Origin of the sequence: Stenotrophomonas sp. Ste86 (assembly GCF_024519465.1) — a bacterium.
Taxonomy (GTDB): domain Bacteria; phylum Pseudomonadota; class Gammaproteobacteria; order Xanthomonadales; family Xanthomonadaceae; genus Stenotrophomonas.
In genome coordinates this window covers 1-17267 of record NZ_JALJRW010000022.1, presented here as the reverse complement: position 1 = coordinate 17267, position 17267 = coordinate 1, and the positions used below count along the sequence as shown (strand labels likewise).

Genomic DNA, 17267 nt, shown 5'->3' with positions numbered 1-17267 from the left:
GGTGCTGGTGGGTGGGTGATGACTTCAACGGCAAGTGCCAAGGCAACGGCAACGGCAACAGCAACAGCAACAGCGAGGGCAACTACAACGGCGATGCGGGTGTGCGGGTGATGAAGGGCCGGGGTGGCGGGGGCAGGGTCGCGGGACACGCCGTAAACCCATCCCTGGGGGCTCGGTGTTGCCATCCATGGCAACACACGGTCCCGCGACCCTACCCCCGCCACCCCCCGACAGTTTTCCGGTGTGCATGGGATAAGCCGGAGCATGAGCAGGAGCAGGAGCAGGAGCAGGAGCAGGAGCAGGAGCAGAGGCCTAGGCGTGAGGTGGGTCGGATACAGGAAGGTCACACACGCCGCAATGGGGGGAGAGGGTAGTGCCGAGCCATGCTCGGCACCTACAACCCAAAACCCCGATCAGCTGTCACTGCACTGGAACCGAGCAGCCCCGCTCTCAAATTCCGGTGAGCATCAGCCAACCGTCGGAGGGGGGAGGCGGGTCGGTTGGCGGGGCTTGGGAAAGGGTAGTGCCGAGCCATGCTCGGCACCTACAACCCAACCCCCCGATCAGCTGTCATCGCACCGGAACCGCGCAGCCCCGCTGTTGAATCCCGGCGGCACCCGCCAACTGTCGGAGGGTGGTCCGGGTGGGTTGGCGGGACCGTGTGTTGCCATGGATGGCAACACCGAGCCTCCACGTACGGATTTACGGCGTGTCCCGCCAACCCACCCGCACCGCCCTGCACCGCAAGCAGCCAGCACACCGCTTTGGCTCTTGCTTCAAAGCTTCAAAGCTTTAAAGCTCCAAAAAAACCCCAATCACCCCGCCACCGCCACCGCATCGTCAAAACACGCGCGGACCGGGGCGAAACTGCGGCGGTGCTGCGGACAGGGACCGTGCGAACGCAACGCCGCCAGATGCGCCGGCGTCCCGTAGCCCTTGTGCTGATCGAAACCGTACTCGGGATGCTGCTCGTGCAGCGACAGCATGAAACGATCGCGGCTCACCTTGGCCAGGATCGAAGCCGCCATGATCGCCCGGTCCAGCCCGTCGCCGCCGACCAGCGCCTGTGCCGGGCAGGGCAGGCCCTTGGGCACCACATTGCCGTCGATGCGCGCAAACTGCGCCACGTGCGCCACGCCTTCCACCGCGCGCCGCATGCCCAGCATCGTCGCCTGGTAGATGTTCAGCGCATCGATCTCGCCCACCTCCACCATCACCACGTGGAAGGCCAGCGCGCGGTCCAGGATTCTGTCGAACAACTGATCGCGTCGCGCGGCAGTCAACTGCTTGGAATCGTCCAGCCCGTTCAGACGCGGGCGATCCGGACAGAACACCACCGCCGCCACCGCCACGGGCCCGGCCAGCGGGCCGCGACCGGCTTCGTCCACGCCGGCCACGTACCGGGGAGCCACCGTCGCCAGCGCCGCCCCATCAAACAGGGCCATCGATGCGGCCGCCGCGTGCCGCCGGCTCATGCCGCCGCCCCGCCTGCCACGCGCTTGCCCAGCAGCTCGGCCACCGCGTCGGCCGCACGTGCCGAGGCATCCTGGCGCAGCTGCAGATGCAGCTGCCGGTAGGTGTCCTGCAGGTCGATCGCGCGCTGTGGATGGTCGAACCACTGCAGGATCGCCGCCGCCAGCTTGTCCGGCGTGCAGTCGTGCTGGATCAGCTCCGGTGCCAGGTCCTTGCCTGCCAGAATGTTGGGCAGGGCGAAACGATTCACCTTGATCAGCCCCAGCGCCTTCACGATGCGGTAAGTCAGCTCGGCCACGCGGTAGCCAACCACCATCGGGCGCTTGACCAGCATGGTCTCCAGCGTGGCCGTGCCCGAGGCCAGCACCACCACGTCGGCGGCGATCATCGCGTTGCGCGCGTCGCCATCGAGCAGGTGCGAATAGGCCACCGGCAACGCCGACCGTGACAGCTGCTCGCTGAGCAGCTGGCGGCAGGCAGGATTGGCCGCCGGTACCACCACATGCAGGCCCGGAATGCGCTCGGACACCTGCCAGGCCGCCTCGAAGAACGCCTCGCCCAGTTTGCCGATCTCACCCAAACGGCTGCCTGGCAGCACGGCCAGCACCTTCGCGTTGGGCGGCAGGCCCAGGGCCATGCGCGCCGCGTCGCGATCACTCTGCAGCGGAATATCGTCGGCCATCGGATGCCCCACGAAACGCGCATCGATGCCGTGGCGGGCGTAGATCGGCGGCTCCATCGGGAACAGGCACAGCACCAGGTCCGCGCTGGCCCCGATCTTCTCCGCACGCTTCTCGCGCCATGCCCACACTGACGGGCTTACGTAATGCACCGTGGTGATGCCGCGTTCCTTCAGCCAGCGCTCCACGCCCAGGTTGAAGTCCGGCGCATCGATGCCGATGAACACGTCCGGCTGCCAGTCCAGCGCGCGCGTGCGGAACTGGCCGCGCAGCTTCAACAGGCGCGGCAGGTGGCGCAGGATTTCGGTCAGGCCCATCACCGCCAGTTCGCTGGCATCGAACCAGGTCTGGCAGCCGGCACTCCGCATCGCATCGCCACCGATCCCGGCGAACTCGGCGTTGGGAAAACGTGCCTTCAGTTCGCGCACCAGGCCCGCACCCAGCAGGTCGCCAGAGGCCTCGCCGGCGACCAGTGCGATCCGCACCGGTCGGTCCGAGGTGTGCGCCAGGTTGGCCTGGCCGAGGGCATCGGCGACCACCGCCAGCTCGATGATCTGCGCGGTAGTGCCGGCTGGGAGGTGCCCGCCCGGAGCCGTCATCGCAGCAGCGGCCTCTCGGCGTGCTCGATGAAGTCCAGCAGGTCCTTGACGTCAGGGCTGTGCTCGGCCTGTTCGGCCAGCTGCACCTTGGCCTCGGCCAGCGGCAAACCGGCCACGTAAAGGGTGCGGTAGGCGCGCTTGATGCTGGCGATGCGCTCGGCATCGAAGCCGCGACGCTTGAGGCCTTCGCTGTTGATCCCGCGCGGCCGGCCGAGCGAGTCGCTGCCGACCATGGTGAACGGCGGCACGTCGCCGTTGGTCAGCGCGCCCATGCCCAGGAAGGCGTGCGCGCCGATCCGGCAGAACTGGTGCGCACCGGCGAAGCCGCTGATGATGACGTAATCGCCGACGGTGACATGGCCGGCCAGCGTGGTGTTGTTGGAGAACACGCAGTGGTTGCCGACGTGGCAGTCATGGGCGACGTGCGTGTAGGCCAACATCCAGTTGTCGTCACCGACGGTGGTGATGCCGCCGCCGCCTTCGGTGCCGCGGTTGATGGTGACGAATTCGCGGATGACGTTGTCATCGCCGATCACCAAGCGGGTGCGTTCACCCTTGTACTTCTTGTCCTGCGGCTCGCCACCGATCGCGGCATGGCCGATGAAGCGGTTGTTGCGGCCGATCCGGGTCGGGCCATGGATCGAGCAGTGCGGTCCCACTTCGGTGCCGGCGCCGATCTCGACGTCGGCGCCGATCAGGCAGAACGCACCGACGCGTACATCCGCAGCCAATCTCGCCGACGGGTCGATGACCGCGGTGGGGTGGATGAGGGGAGCGTTGTCGTTCATTGCAGGTCTCCTGCCCGGGTCATTCGCGGGTGCCGGCGCACAGCACTTCGGCGCAGGCGACCACTTCGCCGTCGACCTTGGCCACGCAGTCGTACACCGCCATGTTGCGGATCACCCGCTTGATCTCCACGTGCATTTCCAGCACGTCGCCGGGCACCACCTGCTTGGTGAAGCGGGCCTTGTCGACCTTCACCATGTAGAACAACTTGGACTGGGCATCGCGGCCCAGGGTCAGCTGGGTCAGCACGCCACCGGCCTGGGCCATGGCTTCGATGATCAGCACGCCGGGCATGATCGGCTGGCTGGGGAAGTGGCCCTGGAAGAACGGCTCGTTGATGCTGACGTTCTTGGTGGCGATGATCGTGCGCTTCTCGTAATCGATCGCGACAACCTTGTCGACCAGCAGGAACGGGTAGCGGTGGGGGATCAGTGCCTGGATCTGGGTGATGTCAGGCAGCTTCTGGTCGTGGCTCATTCCTTCTCCTTGCTCACAGACAGGATGCGACGGGCCAGGGCATCAAGCTGCTTGAAGCGCGCGGCGTTCTTGCGCCACGTGCGATTGTCGGTCAACGGGGTACCAGACGAGTACTCGCCCGGCTCATGGATGGAGTTGCGCACCACCGACTTGCCGGTGATGACGACCTTGTCGCAGATTTCGAGGTGGCCAACGACGCCCACGTGCCCACCCAGCAGGCAGTAACGGCCGATCTTGGCGCTGCCGGCGATGCCGGTGCAGCCGGCGATGGCCGAGTGGGAGCCGATCTGGACGTTGTGGGCGATCTGGACCAGATTGTCCAGGCGCACGTCGTCGTCGAGCACGGTGTCTTCCAGCGCGCCGCGATCGACGCAGGTGTTGGCACCGATTTCGCAGTCGTTGCCGATGCGCACGCCGCCAAGCTGGGGCACCTTGATCCAGGCACCCGCGTCCATGGCCAGGCCGAAGCCGTCGGCACCGAGCACGGCGCCGGGATGCACGCGCACGCGCTTGCCGAGCCTGACGCGGGTGACCAGGGTGACGCGGGCGATCAGTTCGCAGCCGGTATCCAGGTGACAGTCTTCGCCGATGATGCTGCCGGCGCCGATGATGCAGTTCTCGCCGACGCTGCTGCCGGCGCCGATGCTGACGAATGGGCCGATGTGCGCGCTGGCGGCAACCTGGGCGCTGGGGTCGATGACGGCGCTGGGGTGGATGCCAGGCGGTCGCGCGGGGGCGATGTCGAACAGGGCCGCGATCTTGGCGAAGGTGGTGTAAGGGTCTTTGGCGATCAGCGCGGTGCCGGGGGCGGCATCGGCATCCTCGGCGCGCAGCACGACGATCCCGGCCTGGCTGTCGGCCAGGTGGGCGCGGTAACGCGGGTTGGCGAGGAAGGTCAGCTGGCCGGGGCCGGCATGGGCAAGGGTGGCCACGCCATGGATGGCAGTGCTGCCATCGCCATGGACCTGCAGGCCAAACTGCTCGGCGAGTTGCTGGGCGGTATGGGTAGGAGTATTCACGGCGGAAGTTTACCGTGTGGCGCCGGATCGGTCATGCAGGGTGGGGTTTTGGGCCGGGTCGGTTTGTTGCGGCGTGGCGATTGGGTTGCTGTCGCGCGGGTTCGTGGGGGTAGCCCTGTCCAGGACACGCCGTAAAAACCCATCCTTGGGGGCGCGTGGGCTGCATCCTGCAGCCCAACGGTCCTGGCCAGGGCTACCTGCCACGACCCTGACGGTTCAACGCCAGCGCGGACAGGTAGTGCCGGCCGCTGGCCGGCTCTCGATCCCCCATCCGTCCCAACCCAAAAACGAAAACGCCGGGCAAAGCCCGGCGTCTCGTAGCGCATCTGGTGCAGAGCCCCCTTCTTGTTGAAGGGGGCGCGCCGACAGGCGCGGGGTCAAGGAGGCAGGACAGGCCCCAAGGTTTGCAACGCAAACCTTGGGTTACCTTCGACGGTCAGAACTGACCGCCGAAGGTAAATTGCAGGCGCTCGACTTCGTCGCCGTCTTCCTTCTTTAGCGGGAAGGCGTAGCTGATCGAGATCGGACCGACCGGGGCGCGCCACAGCAGGGCCACACCGGTGGACACGCGTAGCTCGTTGGCCTTGAAGTTGTCCACGCCGTTGTACACGTTACCGAAGTCGACGAAGGCCGAGATGCGCGCCGACGGGCTGTCGAACAGACGCGGGAAGTACGCTTCCACCGAGCCGACGGTCTTCAGCGAACCACCCAGCGGCTGGCCGTTCGGGTAGCCCCGGGTCACTTCGCGCGGGCCCAGGGTGTTGTCTTCGAAGCCACGCACCGAGTTGGTACCGCCGGCGTAGAAGTTCTCGAAGAACGGCAGGCCCGAGGCGGTCACTACGCGGGTAGTGCCGTCCGGCTCGGTGACCACGGCGGACATGTCCTTGCCATAGCTGTCGCCGTAGCCGATTTCAGCGCGGGTGTTGATGACCAGCGACGGGATGATCGGCCAGTACTTGGAGAACTGGTAGTTCAGCTTGTAGTACTCGACGGTCGAGCCGGGCAGGGTGGTTTCCAGGCCGACACGCTGGTAGGTACCGCGGGTGGGCATGAAGTAGTCGTTGCGGGTATCACGTGCCCAGCCCAGCTCGCTGCGCCAGGAGTGGAACGTCTTGCGGCCGACGGCGTTGATGTAATCGATGATCGACGCCGGAGTCGAGCCTTCGTACGTCGTGATCTGGTTGCTGTCGATGCCCACCATCAGCGAGACGGTGTCGTTCTCGGTGATCGGCACGCCGAACACCACCTGCGCGGCACCGTTGGTGCTGTTGTACTGCGCGGTGTTGAAGTCGGAGTAGTCCAGCTCGCGCCAGGACAGGTTGTAGCCCAGCGAGACGCCGTCGTCGGTGAAGTACGGGTTGGTGTAGCTGAAGCCGTAACGCTGCAGGTAGCTGCTGCGCGACGCTTCCACCGACACGCGGTTGCCGCCGCCGAGGAAGTTGTTCTGCGACAGCTGCACCGAGGTGGTCATGCCGTAGGACTGCGAATAGCCCAGGCCGAACACGAAGCTGCCCGAGGTGGTTTCCTTGACGTTGTAGACCACGTCGACCTGGTCATTGCTGCCGGTGACCGGCGGCGTTTCGACGTCGACCGACTCGAAGTAACCCAGACGCTGCAAGCGGATCTTGGAACGGTCGATGGCCGCCTGCGAGTACCAGCTGTTTTCGAACTGGCGCATTTCACGACGGAGCACTTCGTCGGAGGTGCGGGTGTTGCCCTTGAAGATGATGCGGCGCACCGACACACGCGGGCCGGGAACGACCTGCATGTTGATCGCAACGGTCTGCTCGGCGCGGTTGCTCGTCGGGATCGGGTTGACCTTGGCGAAGGCGTACCCGATGTTGGATAGCGAATTGGTGATCGCATCGGAGCTGAACTCCAGCAGCGCGCGCGAGAACGTGTCGCCGGACTTCTGGATCACCATGCGCTCGACATCGGCCTGCGGCAGGATCGTGTCGCCGGTGACCTTGATGTCGGAAATCTTGTACTGCTCACCCTCGGTCACGCCGGCGGTGATGAACATGTCGCGCTTGTCGGGGCTGATCGAGACCTGGGTGGAGTCGATGCTGAAGTCGACGTAGCCGCGGTCCAGGTACCAGCCGTTCAGCTTTTCGAGGTCGCCGGACAGCTTTTCCTTGGAGTACTGGTCATCGCGGCGGTACCACGAGGCCCAGTTGTGCTCCTTGGATTCCCAGGTTTCCAGGATGTCTTTGGCGGCGAACTTCTCGGTGCCCACCAGGTTGACGTGCTGGATCTTGGCGGCCTTGCCTTCCTTGATCGCGATGGTGATGTCCACGCGATTGCGGTCCAGCGGGCTCACCGTCGGGGTGATGTCGACGTTGTACTTGCCACGGTCGTTGTACTGGCGGCGAAGTTCCTGGGTCACCCGGTCCAGGCTCAAGCGGTCGAAGGTGCCGCCCTCGGTCAGGCCGATGTCGCTCAGACCCTTGAGCAGCTGGTCGCTCTTGATGTCCTTGTTGCCGGTGACGGTCAACTTGTTGATCGCCGGGCGTTCCTTGACCGTGACCACCAGGATGTTGCCCTGGCGGTCGATCTGGACGTCTTCGAAGAAGCCGGTCTTGTACAGGGCACGGATGCTCTCGCCGACCTTGCTGTCGGTCAGCGTCTCGCCACGTTCCACCGGCAGGTAGGTGAACACGGTACCGGAGGTGATGCGCTGCAGACCATCGACACGGATGTCGCTGACGGTGAAGGGCTCGGCTGCCTGGGCCAGGGCGGGCGCGCCGAAACCGGCGGCGAGTGCGAGGGCAAGCAGGCGGCGATTGGGGAGTCGCGTCATGTCACGTCCGGTTGGAGTCGAATGCAATGTTGCGGGATGCCGGCGCATAAGACGACGACAAAAGGGAAAAAGTTCATCGCAGCGGCAGGCTGAGGATGTCGTTGTAGAACGCCAGTCCCATCAGCCCGGCCAGCAGCGCCAGGCCCACATACTGCCCGGCGGCCATGGCACGCTCGCTAAGCGGGCTGCCCTTGACCAACTCAATAAGGTAATACAGCAGGTGCCCGCCGTCCAAGATGGGGATGGGCAGCAGGTTGATGATGCACAGGCTCAGCGACAGCAGGGCCAGGAAATACAGGAACCAGTCCGCCCCGCGCTGGGCCGAGACATTGGCCACCCGGGCAATGGTGACCGGGCCGGAAATGTTCTGCAGTGAGGCGTTGCCGGTCACGATGCGGCGCATCATGCCCAGCGAGTCGCCGGCCATCCGTGCCGTTTCGCGCAGCGCCACCGGTACCGCGGCCAGCGGACCGTACTGCAGCTTGGCGTCATAGACCGGGGCGCTGGGCTGGGCAAAGCCGATCCCGATCTGCCAGACCGGCGCGCCCTGTGCGTCCTTGCCCTGGCGTGGGGTCAGCTCCAGGGCCAGGCGTTCGCCGCCGCGCTGGACTTCGATCATGCCGGGGCCGCCGCGCTGGCCCAGCGCACGGATCTGCGCCGGCACCTGGTCGGCCCCGTCGATGCGCTGGCCGTCGATGGCCACGATCAGGTCGCCGGGCATCACCACGCCCTGCGCGGCGGAATCGGGCAGGACCTTGTCCACCTGCGCCGGTTGCAGCGAGGACAGCCAGCCCACGCCGGACAGCGACAGCACCTGGCGCTCGTTGAAGCCGGTCGGCAGCTGCGACAGCGGCAGGCTGCGAGTACGGGTCTGGTCCAGGCTGTCGAGCACCTCGACGCGGGCGTCGTGGCGGTCCATGGCGGCGGTGGTGAGGGCCATGCTGGCTTCACCGGCGGTGGCCACCGCGCGGCCATCCACGCTCAGCACGCGGTCGCCGGCCTGCAGCCCGGCGGCCTGGGCCATGCCGGTGGTGCGGCCGATGGTGGCTGAATAGTCCTGGCGGCCGAGCACGAACATCGCCCAGAGCAGGGCGATGCACAGCAGCAGGTTGGCGATCGGGCCGGCGGCGACGATGGCGATGCGTTGCCAGACGGTCTTGTGGTTGAAGGCCAGGCCGCGCTCGTGCGGGTGTACCTCGACCTCGCGCTCGTCGAGCATCTTCACGTAGCCGCCGAGCGGAATCGCGGCGATCGCGAACTCGGTGCCGTCGCGGTTGCGGCGCATCCACAGCGGTCGGCCGAAGCCTACCGAGAAGCGCAGCACCTTCACCCCGCAGCGGCGGGCCACCCAGTAATGGCCGAACTCGTGAAACGTCACCAGCACGCCAAGGCTGACGATCATCCACCAGACAGATCCGATGAACTCACCCATGGTGAACAGTGCTGGAGGACGGCGGGAAGGGCATTCAGGCGTGGTCGATGGCGGTCTGGGTGATCAGGCGGGCACGCTGGTCGGCGGCCAGCAGGACCTCAAGTGTATCGGCGGACTCGACCGACAGTGTTGAAAGAGCGTTAGCCACCAGCGCCGGAATGGCAAGGAAAGCGACCTGACCCTGAAGAAACGCTGAAACCGCCACTTCATTGGCGGCATTGAGGATGGCCGGCGCCGTGCCGCCGGCGGCCATCGCCTGCCAGGCCAGGCCCAGACAGGGAAAAGCGTCATTGTCGGGCGCCTCGAAATCGAGCCGGCCCTGGGTCAGCAGGTCCAGTCCGCCGACGCCCGAGTCGATCCGCTGCGGCCAGCCCAGGCCCACGGCCAGGGTGGTGCGCATGTCGGGCAGGCCCAGCTGGGCCAGGGTGGAGCCGTCGATGAACTCGACCAGCGAGTGCACCAGGCTCTGCGGATGCACCAGCACCTCGATGCGCGCGCCGGGGACGTTGAACAGGTGGTGGGCCTCGATGACTTCCAGGCCCTTGTTCATCAACGTCGCCGAATCGACCGAGATCTTCGGGCCCATCGACCACTTCGGGTGGGCCACGGCCTGCGCCGGGGTGACCTCGGCCAGCTGCGCGCGGCTGCGGCCACGGAACGGACCGCCCGAAGCGGTCAGCAGGATCCGGCGTACACCGGCGCCTTCCAGGCTGGCATCGCGCGAGCGCAGGCACTGGAAGATCGCGCTGTGTTCGCTGTCGATGGGGATGATTTCGGCGCCGCCGGCGGCGGCTTGGCGCATCAGCAGTTCGCCGGCCAGCACCAGCGATTCCTTGTTGGCCAGCAGGATGCGTTTGCCGGCCGCGGCCGCGGCCAAGGTTGAGGACAGTCCCGCCGCGCCCACGATCGCCGCCACCAGGGTGTCGCACTGGTCGCTGGCAGCCAGCGCATCCAGCGCGGCCGCGCCGGCATGGGCCTGGGTGGCCAGGCCGGCGTCGCGCAGGCCATCGCGCAGCGCGGTGAACAGCACTTCGTCGGCGATCACCGCATGCGCGGGCCGATGCGCGGCGCACAGCGCGACCAGCGCCTGCACCTGGCGGCCGGCGGCCAGGACGGTGACCTGGTAGCGGTCCGGATGGCGCGCGATCACATCCAGCGCGGATGCGCCGATCGAGCCGGTGGCGCCAAACACGGCGACCCGGCGGGGGCGGTTGACAGCGTCCATGATCAGAATCCGAAAATTTCCTTGCCCAGCGCGAACACCGGCAGCGCGGCAAGGACGCCGTCGATGCGGTCCAGCACGCCGCCGTGGCCGGGAATGATGTGGCCCGAGTCCTTGGCGCCGGCGTGGCGCTTGATCAGGCTCTCGTACAGGTCGCCCAGCACCGAGGCGAACACGGTGACCACGGCGGTGACGATCAGGCCGACCACGTGGCCGCTGTCGACACCGGCGAGCCAGCCGAAGCCCAGCGCCACGATCAGGCCGGCGACCATGCCGCCGCCCAGGCCTTCCCAGGTCTTGTTGGGGCTGATCCGGGGCGCCAGCTTGGTGCGGCCGAAGGTGCGGCCGGCGAAGTAGGCACCTGAATCGGCCGCCCACACCACCGCCAGCGCGGTCAGCAGCCACAGGTGGCCGTTCTCGCCGGTGGCATGGATGAGCACCAGCGAGGCCCACGCCGGGACGATCGCCAGGGTGCCGGCCAGCAGCTTGAGCGCACGCGCCGGGCTGCTCGGGCTGGCCCCGAAGGTGAAGAAACGCAGCCACAGCAGGGCCATCAGCCACCAGCCGATGCCGACCAGCGCCGCGATCTGGTACAGCACCAGCGAGCCGTCGCCGGCCCACACCATCAGCACCATCAGCAGCAGGTTCAGGACCAGCAGCACGGTGCGGGCGAGGGTGTCGTCCACGTCGGCCAGCTTCAGCCATTCCCACAGCCCGATCAGGAACACGGCGGCGGCGGCGGCGGCCAGCCACTGGGTGGGCAGCATGAGGATGGCGAGGATGGCGACCGGCGCCATGATCAGCGCGGCGATGACTCGGGTTTTGGTCATGGGGTGGAGCTCTCGGTGGCCAGGGCGGCGATCTGGGCGCTGGTCAGGCCGAAGCGGCGCTCACGTGCGGCGTAGGCGTCGAGCGCCTGCTGCAGGACGGCGGCGTCGAACTCGGGCCACAGCACGTCGGTGAACCACAGTTCGGTGTAGGCCAGCTGCCACAGCAGGAAATTGCTGATACGGGTATCGCCGCCGGTGCGGATGAACAGGTCCGGCGGTGGCAGGTCGGCCAGGGCGACCCGGCTGGACAGCATCGCTTCGTCGATCTGTTCGGGCAGCAGTCGGCCGGCGGCAACCTCGGCGGCCAGTTCGCGCGCGGCGCGGGCGATGTCCTGGCGGCCGCCGTAGCTGGCGGCAATGCTCAGGGTCATCGCACGGTTGTCGGCGGTGCGTTGTTCGGCCAGCTGCATGCGGCTGACCAGCCCGGCGCCAAAGCGCTCGCGTTCGCCGATGAAGCGCACGCGCACGCCACGCCGATGCAGCTCGTCCACTTCGCGGTCGAGGGCATTGAGGAACAGTTTCATCAGCGCATCGACTTCGTCCTGCGGCCGGCCCCAGTTTTCACTGGAAAAGGCGAACAGGGTCAGCGCGGCGACGCCACGCTCCAGGCAGAAATCGATGGTGCGGTTGACCGCCCGCGCGCCGGCACGATGGCCGATCACGCGCGGACGGCGTCGCTTCTGCGCCCAGCGCCCGTTGCCATCCATGATGATGGCAACGTGGCGCGGGATCGGCGCGGGGGTGCTGGTGGTCGGGGCCTGGGACATGGGGCTCAGACCGCCATCAGTTCCTTTTCTTTCTCGGCCACGACGCTATCGACATCCTTGATGGACTTGTCGGTCAGCTTCTGGATGTCGTCTTCGCCGCGCTTCTTGTCGTCTTCGCTGATCGCCTTGTCCTTGATCAGCGCGGCGATCGCCTTGTTGGCGTCCTGGCGGATGTTGCGGATGGCGATCTTGGCGCCTTCGCCTTCCTTCTGCACCTGCTTGCCCAGCTCCTTGCGGCGCTCTTCGGTCGGCGGCGGCAGGTTCAGGCGGATGACGGTGCCGGCCACGTTCGGGGTCAGGCCGAGGTCGGAGGCGTAGATCGCCTTCTCGACGTCCTTGATCATGCCCTTGTCGAACAGGGTGATGACCAGCGAGTGGCCTTCGGAGACGCTGATCGAGGCCACCTGGTTGAGGGGGGTGTCGGTGCCGTAGGCCTTGACGGTGATACGGTCCAGCAGGGCCGGGGACGCACGGCCGGTGCGGATGGAGGTGAGGGTGTGCTTCAGAGCATCGATGCTCTTTGCCATGCGCGTCTGCGCGTCCTGCTTGATTTCGTTGAGCATCGCCCGAATCCTGGATCTAACCGGTAATCGGGCGATTATAGGCGAATAAGGGGTCTGGCCGCCTTATCGACGCCGCCAGCGGCCGCTCCACGGGGGAGCGGCGCGTGCCTCGTTCAGGCAGCCTGGTCGCGGCCCTTGACCAGCGTACCGATGTTTTCGCCGTGCAGGATCTTCAGCAGTTCGCCCGGCTGGCCCATGTCGAACACGCGCAGCGGCAGGTCGCTGTCGCGTGCCAGGGCAAAGGCGGCGGTGTCCATCACTTCCAGGCCGCGACGGATCACTTCGTCGTAGGTCAGGCTGTCGAAGCGGACCGCATCGCTGTACTTGTTGGGGTCCTTGTCGTAGACGCCGTCGACCTTGGTCGCCTTCAGCAGCAGGTCCGCGCCGATTTCGATCGCGCGCAGGGCCGCGCCCGAGTCGGTGGTGAAGAACGGGCTGCCGACGCCGGCGGCGAAGATCACCAGGCGGCCCTTTTCCAGGTGGCGGATGGCACGGCGGCGGATGTAGTCCTCGCACACGTCGTTGATCTTGATGGCGCTCATCACGCGCGCCTTGGCGCCGAGCTTCTCCAGCGCGTCCTGCATGGCCAGCGCGTTGATCACGGTGGCGAGCATGCCCATCTGGTCGCCGGTCACCCGGTCCATGCCGCCAGCGGCGAGACCGGCGCCGCGGAAGATGTTGCCGCCGCCGATCACCAGCGCCACTTCGGCGCCGGCCTGCTGGGCTTCGATCACTTCGCGGGCAAGGCGGTTGATGACCTTCGGGTCGATGCCGTAGTCCTCATCCCCCATCAGTGCCTCCCCGGAAACTTTCAGCAGGATGCGACGATAGGAAAGATTGGACATGGTGGCCTCTGGGTGCGTGGAAAACGCGCAAATTCTACTGGAAGCCGGGCCCGTCCGTGGAGAAATCTTGCTGCACTGCGGCGCAGGTCCGGTCCGGTCCCCGCCGTCACTGGGACCGACCCGGCTCAGGCCGGGGCGGTCCCCGGCGAGCGAGCGATGACGCGGTTGCGCCCGAGGTTCTTGGAGCGGTAGAGCACGTCGTCGGCGGCCTTGAGCAGGTCCTGAACATCGGCAAAACGCTCGTAGCCGCCCTGAGTGGCCACGCCGGCGGAGAAGGTCACAAACAGCGGACCGTCGGCCACTTCGGCCATCGGGGTGTTGACGATGCTGGCTAGCACCCGGCGCACCACTTCCAGGGCGACCGGCTCGGTGGTGTTGGGCAGCAGGGCGATGAATTCCTCGCCACCGAAACGGGCCACGGTGTCGCTGGTGCGCAGCTGCTCCTGCAGCTTGCCAGCGAAGGCGCGCAGGACCTGGTCGCCCATCAGGTGGCCGTGGGCGTCATTGATCTTCTTGAAGTCGTCCAGGTCGATGAAGGCCACCGACAGTGGCCAGCCGTGGCGGGTGGCGCGCAGGAATTCCTGTTCCAGCACGGCCTCGAGCTGGCGGCGGTTGAGCACGCCGGTGAGCGCATCGCGGTGGGCCTGTTCGGCCAGCCGGTTGGCCCGGGCCTCGAACTCATCGGCACGCTGCCGGGCCATGGCCGCGTCCTGCATTTCGCGCAGGTTGCGCAGCGTGGCCAGCTCCTGGGCGTGGTCGATCAGCTGCTGCACGCGCGAAGGGGAGATCAGGGTGGTTTCGAACAGGGCGCTGATATCGGGCAGGGCCTCGCCGATCCGGGCCAGGACCTGGTCGAACTGGGCGCTGTCCAGCTGCAGCCGCTCGTTGACCAGCTGCAGGGCGTGTTCGCGCGCGGCATCGGCATCGGCGCTGAGCCAGATGTCGGCCACGGCGCCGGACAGGGCCACGCAGGTCTGGAAGTTGTCTTCGGCGTCGGCCGGCGATTCGCTGCGGGCGATGCTGTCCACCAGGTAGCGCGGCAGCTGCCACTGGTCGGCCATCCAGGCGCCGACCTCGGCGTGGCTGGACTGCAGGTGTTCGCGTTCGAGTGCGACCAGGGCGTCGTTGTCCCTGGCTTGGCGCAGCAGCGGCAGGTAGGTGTCCGGCTGCGACTGGGCCAGCACGAGGATGCCCAGGTCCTGCAGCAGGCCGGCCAGCATCAGCTCTTCGGCCTTGCGCAGGCCGCGGGCCTGGCCGAGCAGGCTGGCGGCCAGTGCACTGAGAATGCTGCGCCGCCATGCGCGTTCGCGCAGGTCCTGGCCTTGCCCGGGGCTGGTCAGGCCCTGGGTGACGGTAAAGCCCAAGGCAAGGCTGACGGTGGCATTCAGGCCCAGCATGGTCAGCGCCTGGCCGAGGTTTTCGATGCGCCGGCGGCTGGCATACAGCGGGGAATTGGCGATGCGCAGCATGCGCGCGCTCAGCGCCATGTCGATGGCGATGATGTCGGCGGCGGTGGTGATGTCCGCTTCCGGGTCCTGGGCCAGCTCGATGATGCGCAGGGCAATACCGGGCGGCGAGGGCAGGTTGCGGCAGAGCGCCAGGGCGGCTGTCAGCTCGGGAGGCATGGCGGGGCTACTGGTGTGTTGAGGCAAGAATACATGGAGTCCGTCACAGATTTGAGCGTTGATTCTTGCGGTGGTTTTTCGATTGGCGTTGGCGGCATCGTGGGTAATGCGCCATGCGCTGCAAAACCAGTGGGCAGATCGCGGCGGGTGTGTTCATCGCGCTCTTGGTAACACATTCACCGGCGGAGGGGGAGGTCCGCTACCATTCGCGCTCTTAATCACAAGGATGACGCAACAGATGGCCGTCAAGTCGCTGCATGAGTTTCTGTCCACCACCCAGGAAAAGGACGTCAGTGCCGATGCGTTCGAGCTGGAAAGCCCGCACATGCTGGAGGTGCGCGTCGATGGGATGGTGTGGGCGAAGGCCGGTTCGATGGTGGCCCGCAAGGGCGGGGTGAAGTTCACCCGTCAGGGGCTGCTGGAGCAGGGTCTCGGGACGCTGCTGAAGAAGATGATGACGGGCGAGGGCCTGCAGTTGATGAAGGTGGAGGGGCAGGGGCGTGTGTACCTGGCCGATGCGGGCAAGCAGGTGACGCTGGTGCGGCTGGCCGGGGAGTCGATTTTCGTCAACGGCAACGATGTGCTGGCCTTCGAGACCGGGATCGAGTCGAAGATCACGATGATGAAGAAGGTGGCGGGGATGCTGTCCGGTGGTCTGTTCAACATCAAGTTGAGCGGTCACGGGATCGTGGCGATGACGTCGCACTACGAGCCGTTGACGCTGCCGGTGACGGCGCAGGGCGGTCCGGTGTTCACCGATCCGAACGCGACGGTGGCCTGGTCGGGGTCGCTGGTGCCGGAGATCGTGGCGGATATTTCGCTGGGGACTTTGGTGGGGCGTGGCTCTGGCGAGACGCTGCAGATGCGTTTTGCGGGCGAGGGCTGGGTGGTTGTGCAGCCTTATGAGGAAGTTACGTTCCAGGCTAAGGGGTGAGGGGTTGGGGGTGCGCTGGCGCGCTTTGGCTTTTTTAGCAGCAAGAGCGACGGCAACTGCCAGTGCAACTGCAACTGCAACTGCAACTGCAACGGCGGCGCTGCGGTGCTGCGGGTTGGGTCGGTGCGGGTGGGTTGGCGGGACACGCCGTGAACCCATCCATGGGGGCTCGTGGGCCGCATCCATGCGGCCCAACGGTCCCGCCAACCCACCCGCACCGACCCCCGACAGAGTGCGGGGGCGTTGGGGGGAGGCAACAGCCGGTGGTTGGTGGGCTGTCGGGTTGCTGTTGGTTGATGGCCGGTGGGTTGGTCGGCGGGTGAGTTGATGGATTGGATGGGATGGGATGGGATGGGATGGGATGGGATGGGATGGGATGGGGATTGGGATTGGGTAGGGGTTGGGATTGGGTAGGGATGGTTTGGGAGATGGTGTGGAGAGGGTAGAGCCGACCCATGGTCGGCTGCTTGTAACCGCGCCTGGATCCCGCTCCACATCAACACCCAATAGCTGGTCAACATCCATCCCAGCCGATCAGCCTTCCAACCAATCAGGGTGTGGAGAGGGTAGAGCCGACCCATGGTCGGCTGCTTGTAACCACGCCTGGATCCCGCTCCACATCAACACCCAATACCTGATCAACATCCATCCCAGCCGATCAGCCTTCCAACCAATCAGGGTGTGGAGAGGGTAGAGCCGACCCATGGTCGGCTGCTTGTAACCACGCCTGGATCCCGCTCCACATCAACACCCAATACCTGATCAACATCCATCCCAGCCGATCAGCCTTCCAACCAATCAGGGTGTGGAGAGGGTAGAGCCGAGCCATGCTCGGCTGCTTGTAACCGCGCCTGGATCCCGCTCCACATCAGCACCCAATACCTGATCAACATCCATCCCAACCGATCAACCGTTCAGCCAACCAATCATCCATCCAACCATCCAACCAACCATCCAACCAACCATCCAACCAACCATCCAACCAACCATCCAACCTTTCACCCTTCACCCTTCACCCTTCACCCTTCACCCTTCACCCTTCACCCTTCACCTTTCACCCTTCACCTTTCACCCTGGCGAACCGAAATCACCACCCGGCGAAGCGTCACGGCTGTTCACATCCATCCGCTCGCGACACCACGTCGGGGCTGGCAGGCTTACCCCCTTGCCGGGACCGTCGGGCGCCATGGATGGCGCCCGCGAGCCCCCAGGGAT

14 protein-coding genes are annotated in these 17267 nt (G+C 66.3%); 1 reads left to right on the top strand and 13 read right to left on the bottom strand.

Features of this window, described 5'->3' with window-relative positions; genetic code table 11:
• Positions 1–815 precede the first annotated feature (815 nt).
• The 13 genes from NR101_RS15955 to NR101_RS15895 form a co-directional block, all read right to left on the bottom strand.
• Complete coding sequence (locus NR101_RS15955) at positions 816–1475, bottom strand: ribonuclease HII (protein WP_256776814.1); 660 nt, start codon at positions 1473–1475, stop codon at positions 816–818.
• On the bottom strand, positions 1472–2752 hold the full coding sequence (gene lpxB, locus NR101_RS15950) for a lipid-A-disaccharide synthase (protein ID WP_256776813.1): 1281 nt from the start codon (positions 2750–2752) through the stop codon (positions 1472–1474). Before lpxB ends, NR101_RS15955 begins: the two co-directional genes overlap by 4 nt.
• Positions 2749–3540: an acyl-ACP--UDP-N-acetylglucosamine O-acyltransferase gene (lpxA, locus tag NR101_RS15945; RefSeq protein ID WP_256776812.1), complete on the bottom strand. Its 792-nt coding sequence runs from the start codon at positions 3538–3540 to the stop codon at positions 2749–2751. Before lpxA ends, lpxB begins: the two co-directional genes overlap by 4 nt.
• 19 nt (positions 3541–3559) lie before the next feature.
• Entirely contained in the window at positions 3560–4015 is a 456-nt protein-coding gene (fabZ, locus tag NR101_RS15940) for a 3-hydroxyacyl-ACP dehydratase FabZ (protein ID WP_256776811.1), read from the bottom strand.
• Complete coding sequence (gene lpxD / locus NR101_RS15935) at positions 4012–5034, bottom strand: UDP-3-O-(3-hydroxymyristoyl)glucosamine N-acyltransferase (protein ID WP_256776810.1); 1023 nt, start codon at positions 5032–5034, stop codon at positions 4012–4014. Before lpxD ends, fabZ begins: the two co-directional genes overlap by 4 nt.
• Positions 5035–5470: 436 nt before the next feature.
• On the bottom strand, positions 5471–7834 hold the full coding sequence (bamA, locus tag NR101_RS15930; protein WP_256776809.1) for an outer membrane protein assembly factor BamA: 2364 nt from the start codon (positions 7832–7834) through the stop codon (positions 5471–5473).
• Between the two features lie 73 nt (positions 7835–7907).
• Positions 7908–9266, bottom strand: a complete 1359-nt coding sequence (gene rseP / locus NR101_RS15925) for an RIP metalloprotease RseP (RefSeq protein WP_256776808.1) — start codon at positions 9264–9266, stop codon at positions 7908–7910.
• A 34-nt stretch (positions 9267–9300) separates the two neighbouring features.
• The gene (gene dxr / locus NR101_RS15920; protein ID WP_256776807.1) at positions 9301–10491 is read right to left on the bottom strand and encodes a 1-deoxy-D-xylulose-5-phosphate reductoisomerase; all 1191 of its coding nucleotides are present in this window, start codon (positions 10489–10491) and stop codon (positions 9301–9303) included.
• A gap of 2 nt (positions 10492–10493) precedes the next feature.
• Positions 10494–11318 carry a phosphatidate cytidylyltransferase gene (locus NR101_RS15915; protein WP_256776806.1) on the bottom strand — a complete coding sequence of 275 codons (825 nt, stop codon included), beginning with the start codon at positions 11316–11318 and terminating at the stop codon, positions 10494–10496.
• Positions 11315–12085 carry a polyprenyl diphosphate synthase gene (gene uppS / locus NR101_RS15910; protein WP_256776805.1) on the bottom strand — a complete coding sequence of 257 codons (771 nt, stop codon included), beginning with the start codon at positions 12083–12085 and terminating at the stop codon, positions 11315–11317. The genes NR101_RS15915 and uppS overlap by 4 nt, the downstream gene beginning before the upstream one ends.
• Before the next feature lie 5 nt (positions 12086–12090).
• A complete protein-coding gene (frr, locus tag NR101_RS15905) occupies positions 12091–12648 on the bottom strand; it encodes a ribosome recycling factor (RefSeq protein WP_256776804.1) in 558 nt (185 codons plus the stop codon).
• A 113-nt stretch (positions 12649–12761) separates the two neighbouring features.
• Positions 12762–13493, bottom strand: coding sequence for a UMP kinase (pyrH, locus tag NR101_RS15900; protein ID WP_256776803.1), 732 nt, complete (start codon positions 13491–13493; stop codon positions 12762–12764).
• Positions 13494–13618: 125 nt separating this feature from the next.
• Entirely contained in the window at positions 13619–15118 is a 1500-nt protein-coding gene (locus tag NR101_RS15895) for a GGDEF domain-containing protein (protein ID WP_256776802.1), read from the bottom strand.
• Positions 15119–15356: 238 nt separating this feature from the next.
• On the opposite strand from NR101_RS15895, the gene NR101_RS15890 reads away from it, so the two are divergent.
• Positions 15357–16052 carry an AIM24 family protein gene (locus tag NR101_RS15890; protein WP_256776801.1) on the top strand — a complete coding sequence of 232 codons (696 nt, stop codon included), beginning with the start codon at positions 15357–15359 and terminating at the stop codon, positions 16050–16052.
• Positions 16053–17267: the final 1215 nt, after the last annotated feature.

Coding starts and splice junctions, on each gene's coding strand:
- lpxB (WP_256776813.1), bottom strand. CDS start 2,752: ATGACGGCTCCGGGCGGGCACCTCCCAGCCGGCACTACCGCGCAGATC.
- rseP (WP_256776808.1), bottom strand. CDS start 9,266: ATGGGTGAGTTCATCGGATCTGTCTGGTGGATGATCGTCAGCCTTGGC.
- lpxA (WP_256776812.1), bottom strand. CDS start 3,540: ATGAACGACAACGCTCCCCTCATCCACCCCACCGCGGTCATCGACCCG.
- NR101_RS15895 (WP_256776802.1), bottom strand. CDS start 15,118: ATGCCTCCCGAGCTGACAGCCGCCCTGGCGCTCTGCCGCAACCTGCCC.
- uppS (WP_256776805.1), bottom strand. CDS start 12,085: ATGTCCCAGGCCCCGACCACCAGCACCCCCGCGCCGATCCCGCGCCAC.
- pyrH (WP_256776803.1), bottom strand. CDS start 13,493: ATGTCCAATCTTTCCTATCGTCGCATCCTGCTGAAAGTTTCCGGGGAG.
- dxr (WP_256776807.1), bottom strand. CDS start 10,491: ATGGACGCTGTCAACCGCCCCCGCCGGGTCGCCGTGTTTGGCGCCACC.
- NR101_RS15890 (WP_256776801.1), top strand. CDS start 15,357: ATGGCCGTCAAGTCGCTGCATGAGTTTCTGTCCACCACCCAGGAAAAG.
- NR101_RS15915 (WP_256776806.1), bottom strand. CDS start 11,318: ATGACCAAAACCCGAGTCATCGCCGCGCTGATCATGGCGCCGGTCGCC.
- frr (WP_256776804.1), bottom strand. CDS start 12,648: ATGCTCAACGAAATCAAGCAGGACGCGCAGACGCGCATGGCAAAGAGC.
- bamA (WP_256776809.1), bottom strand. CDS start 7,834: ATGACGCGACTCCCCAATCGCCGCCTGCTTGCCCTCGCACTCGCCGCC.
- fabZ (WP_256776811.1), bottom strand. CDS start 4,015: ATGAGCCACGACCAGAAGCTGCCTGACATCACCCAGATCCAGGCACTG.
- NR101_RS15955 (WP_256776814.1), bottom strand. CDS start 1,475: ATGAGCCGGCGGCACGCGGCGGCCGCATCGATGGCCCTGTTTGATGGG.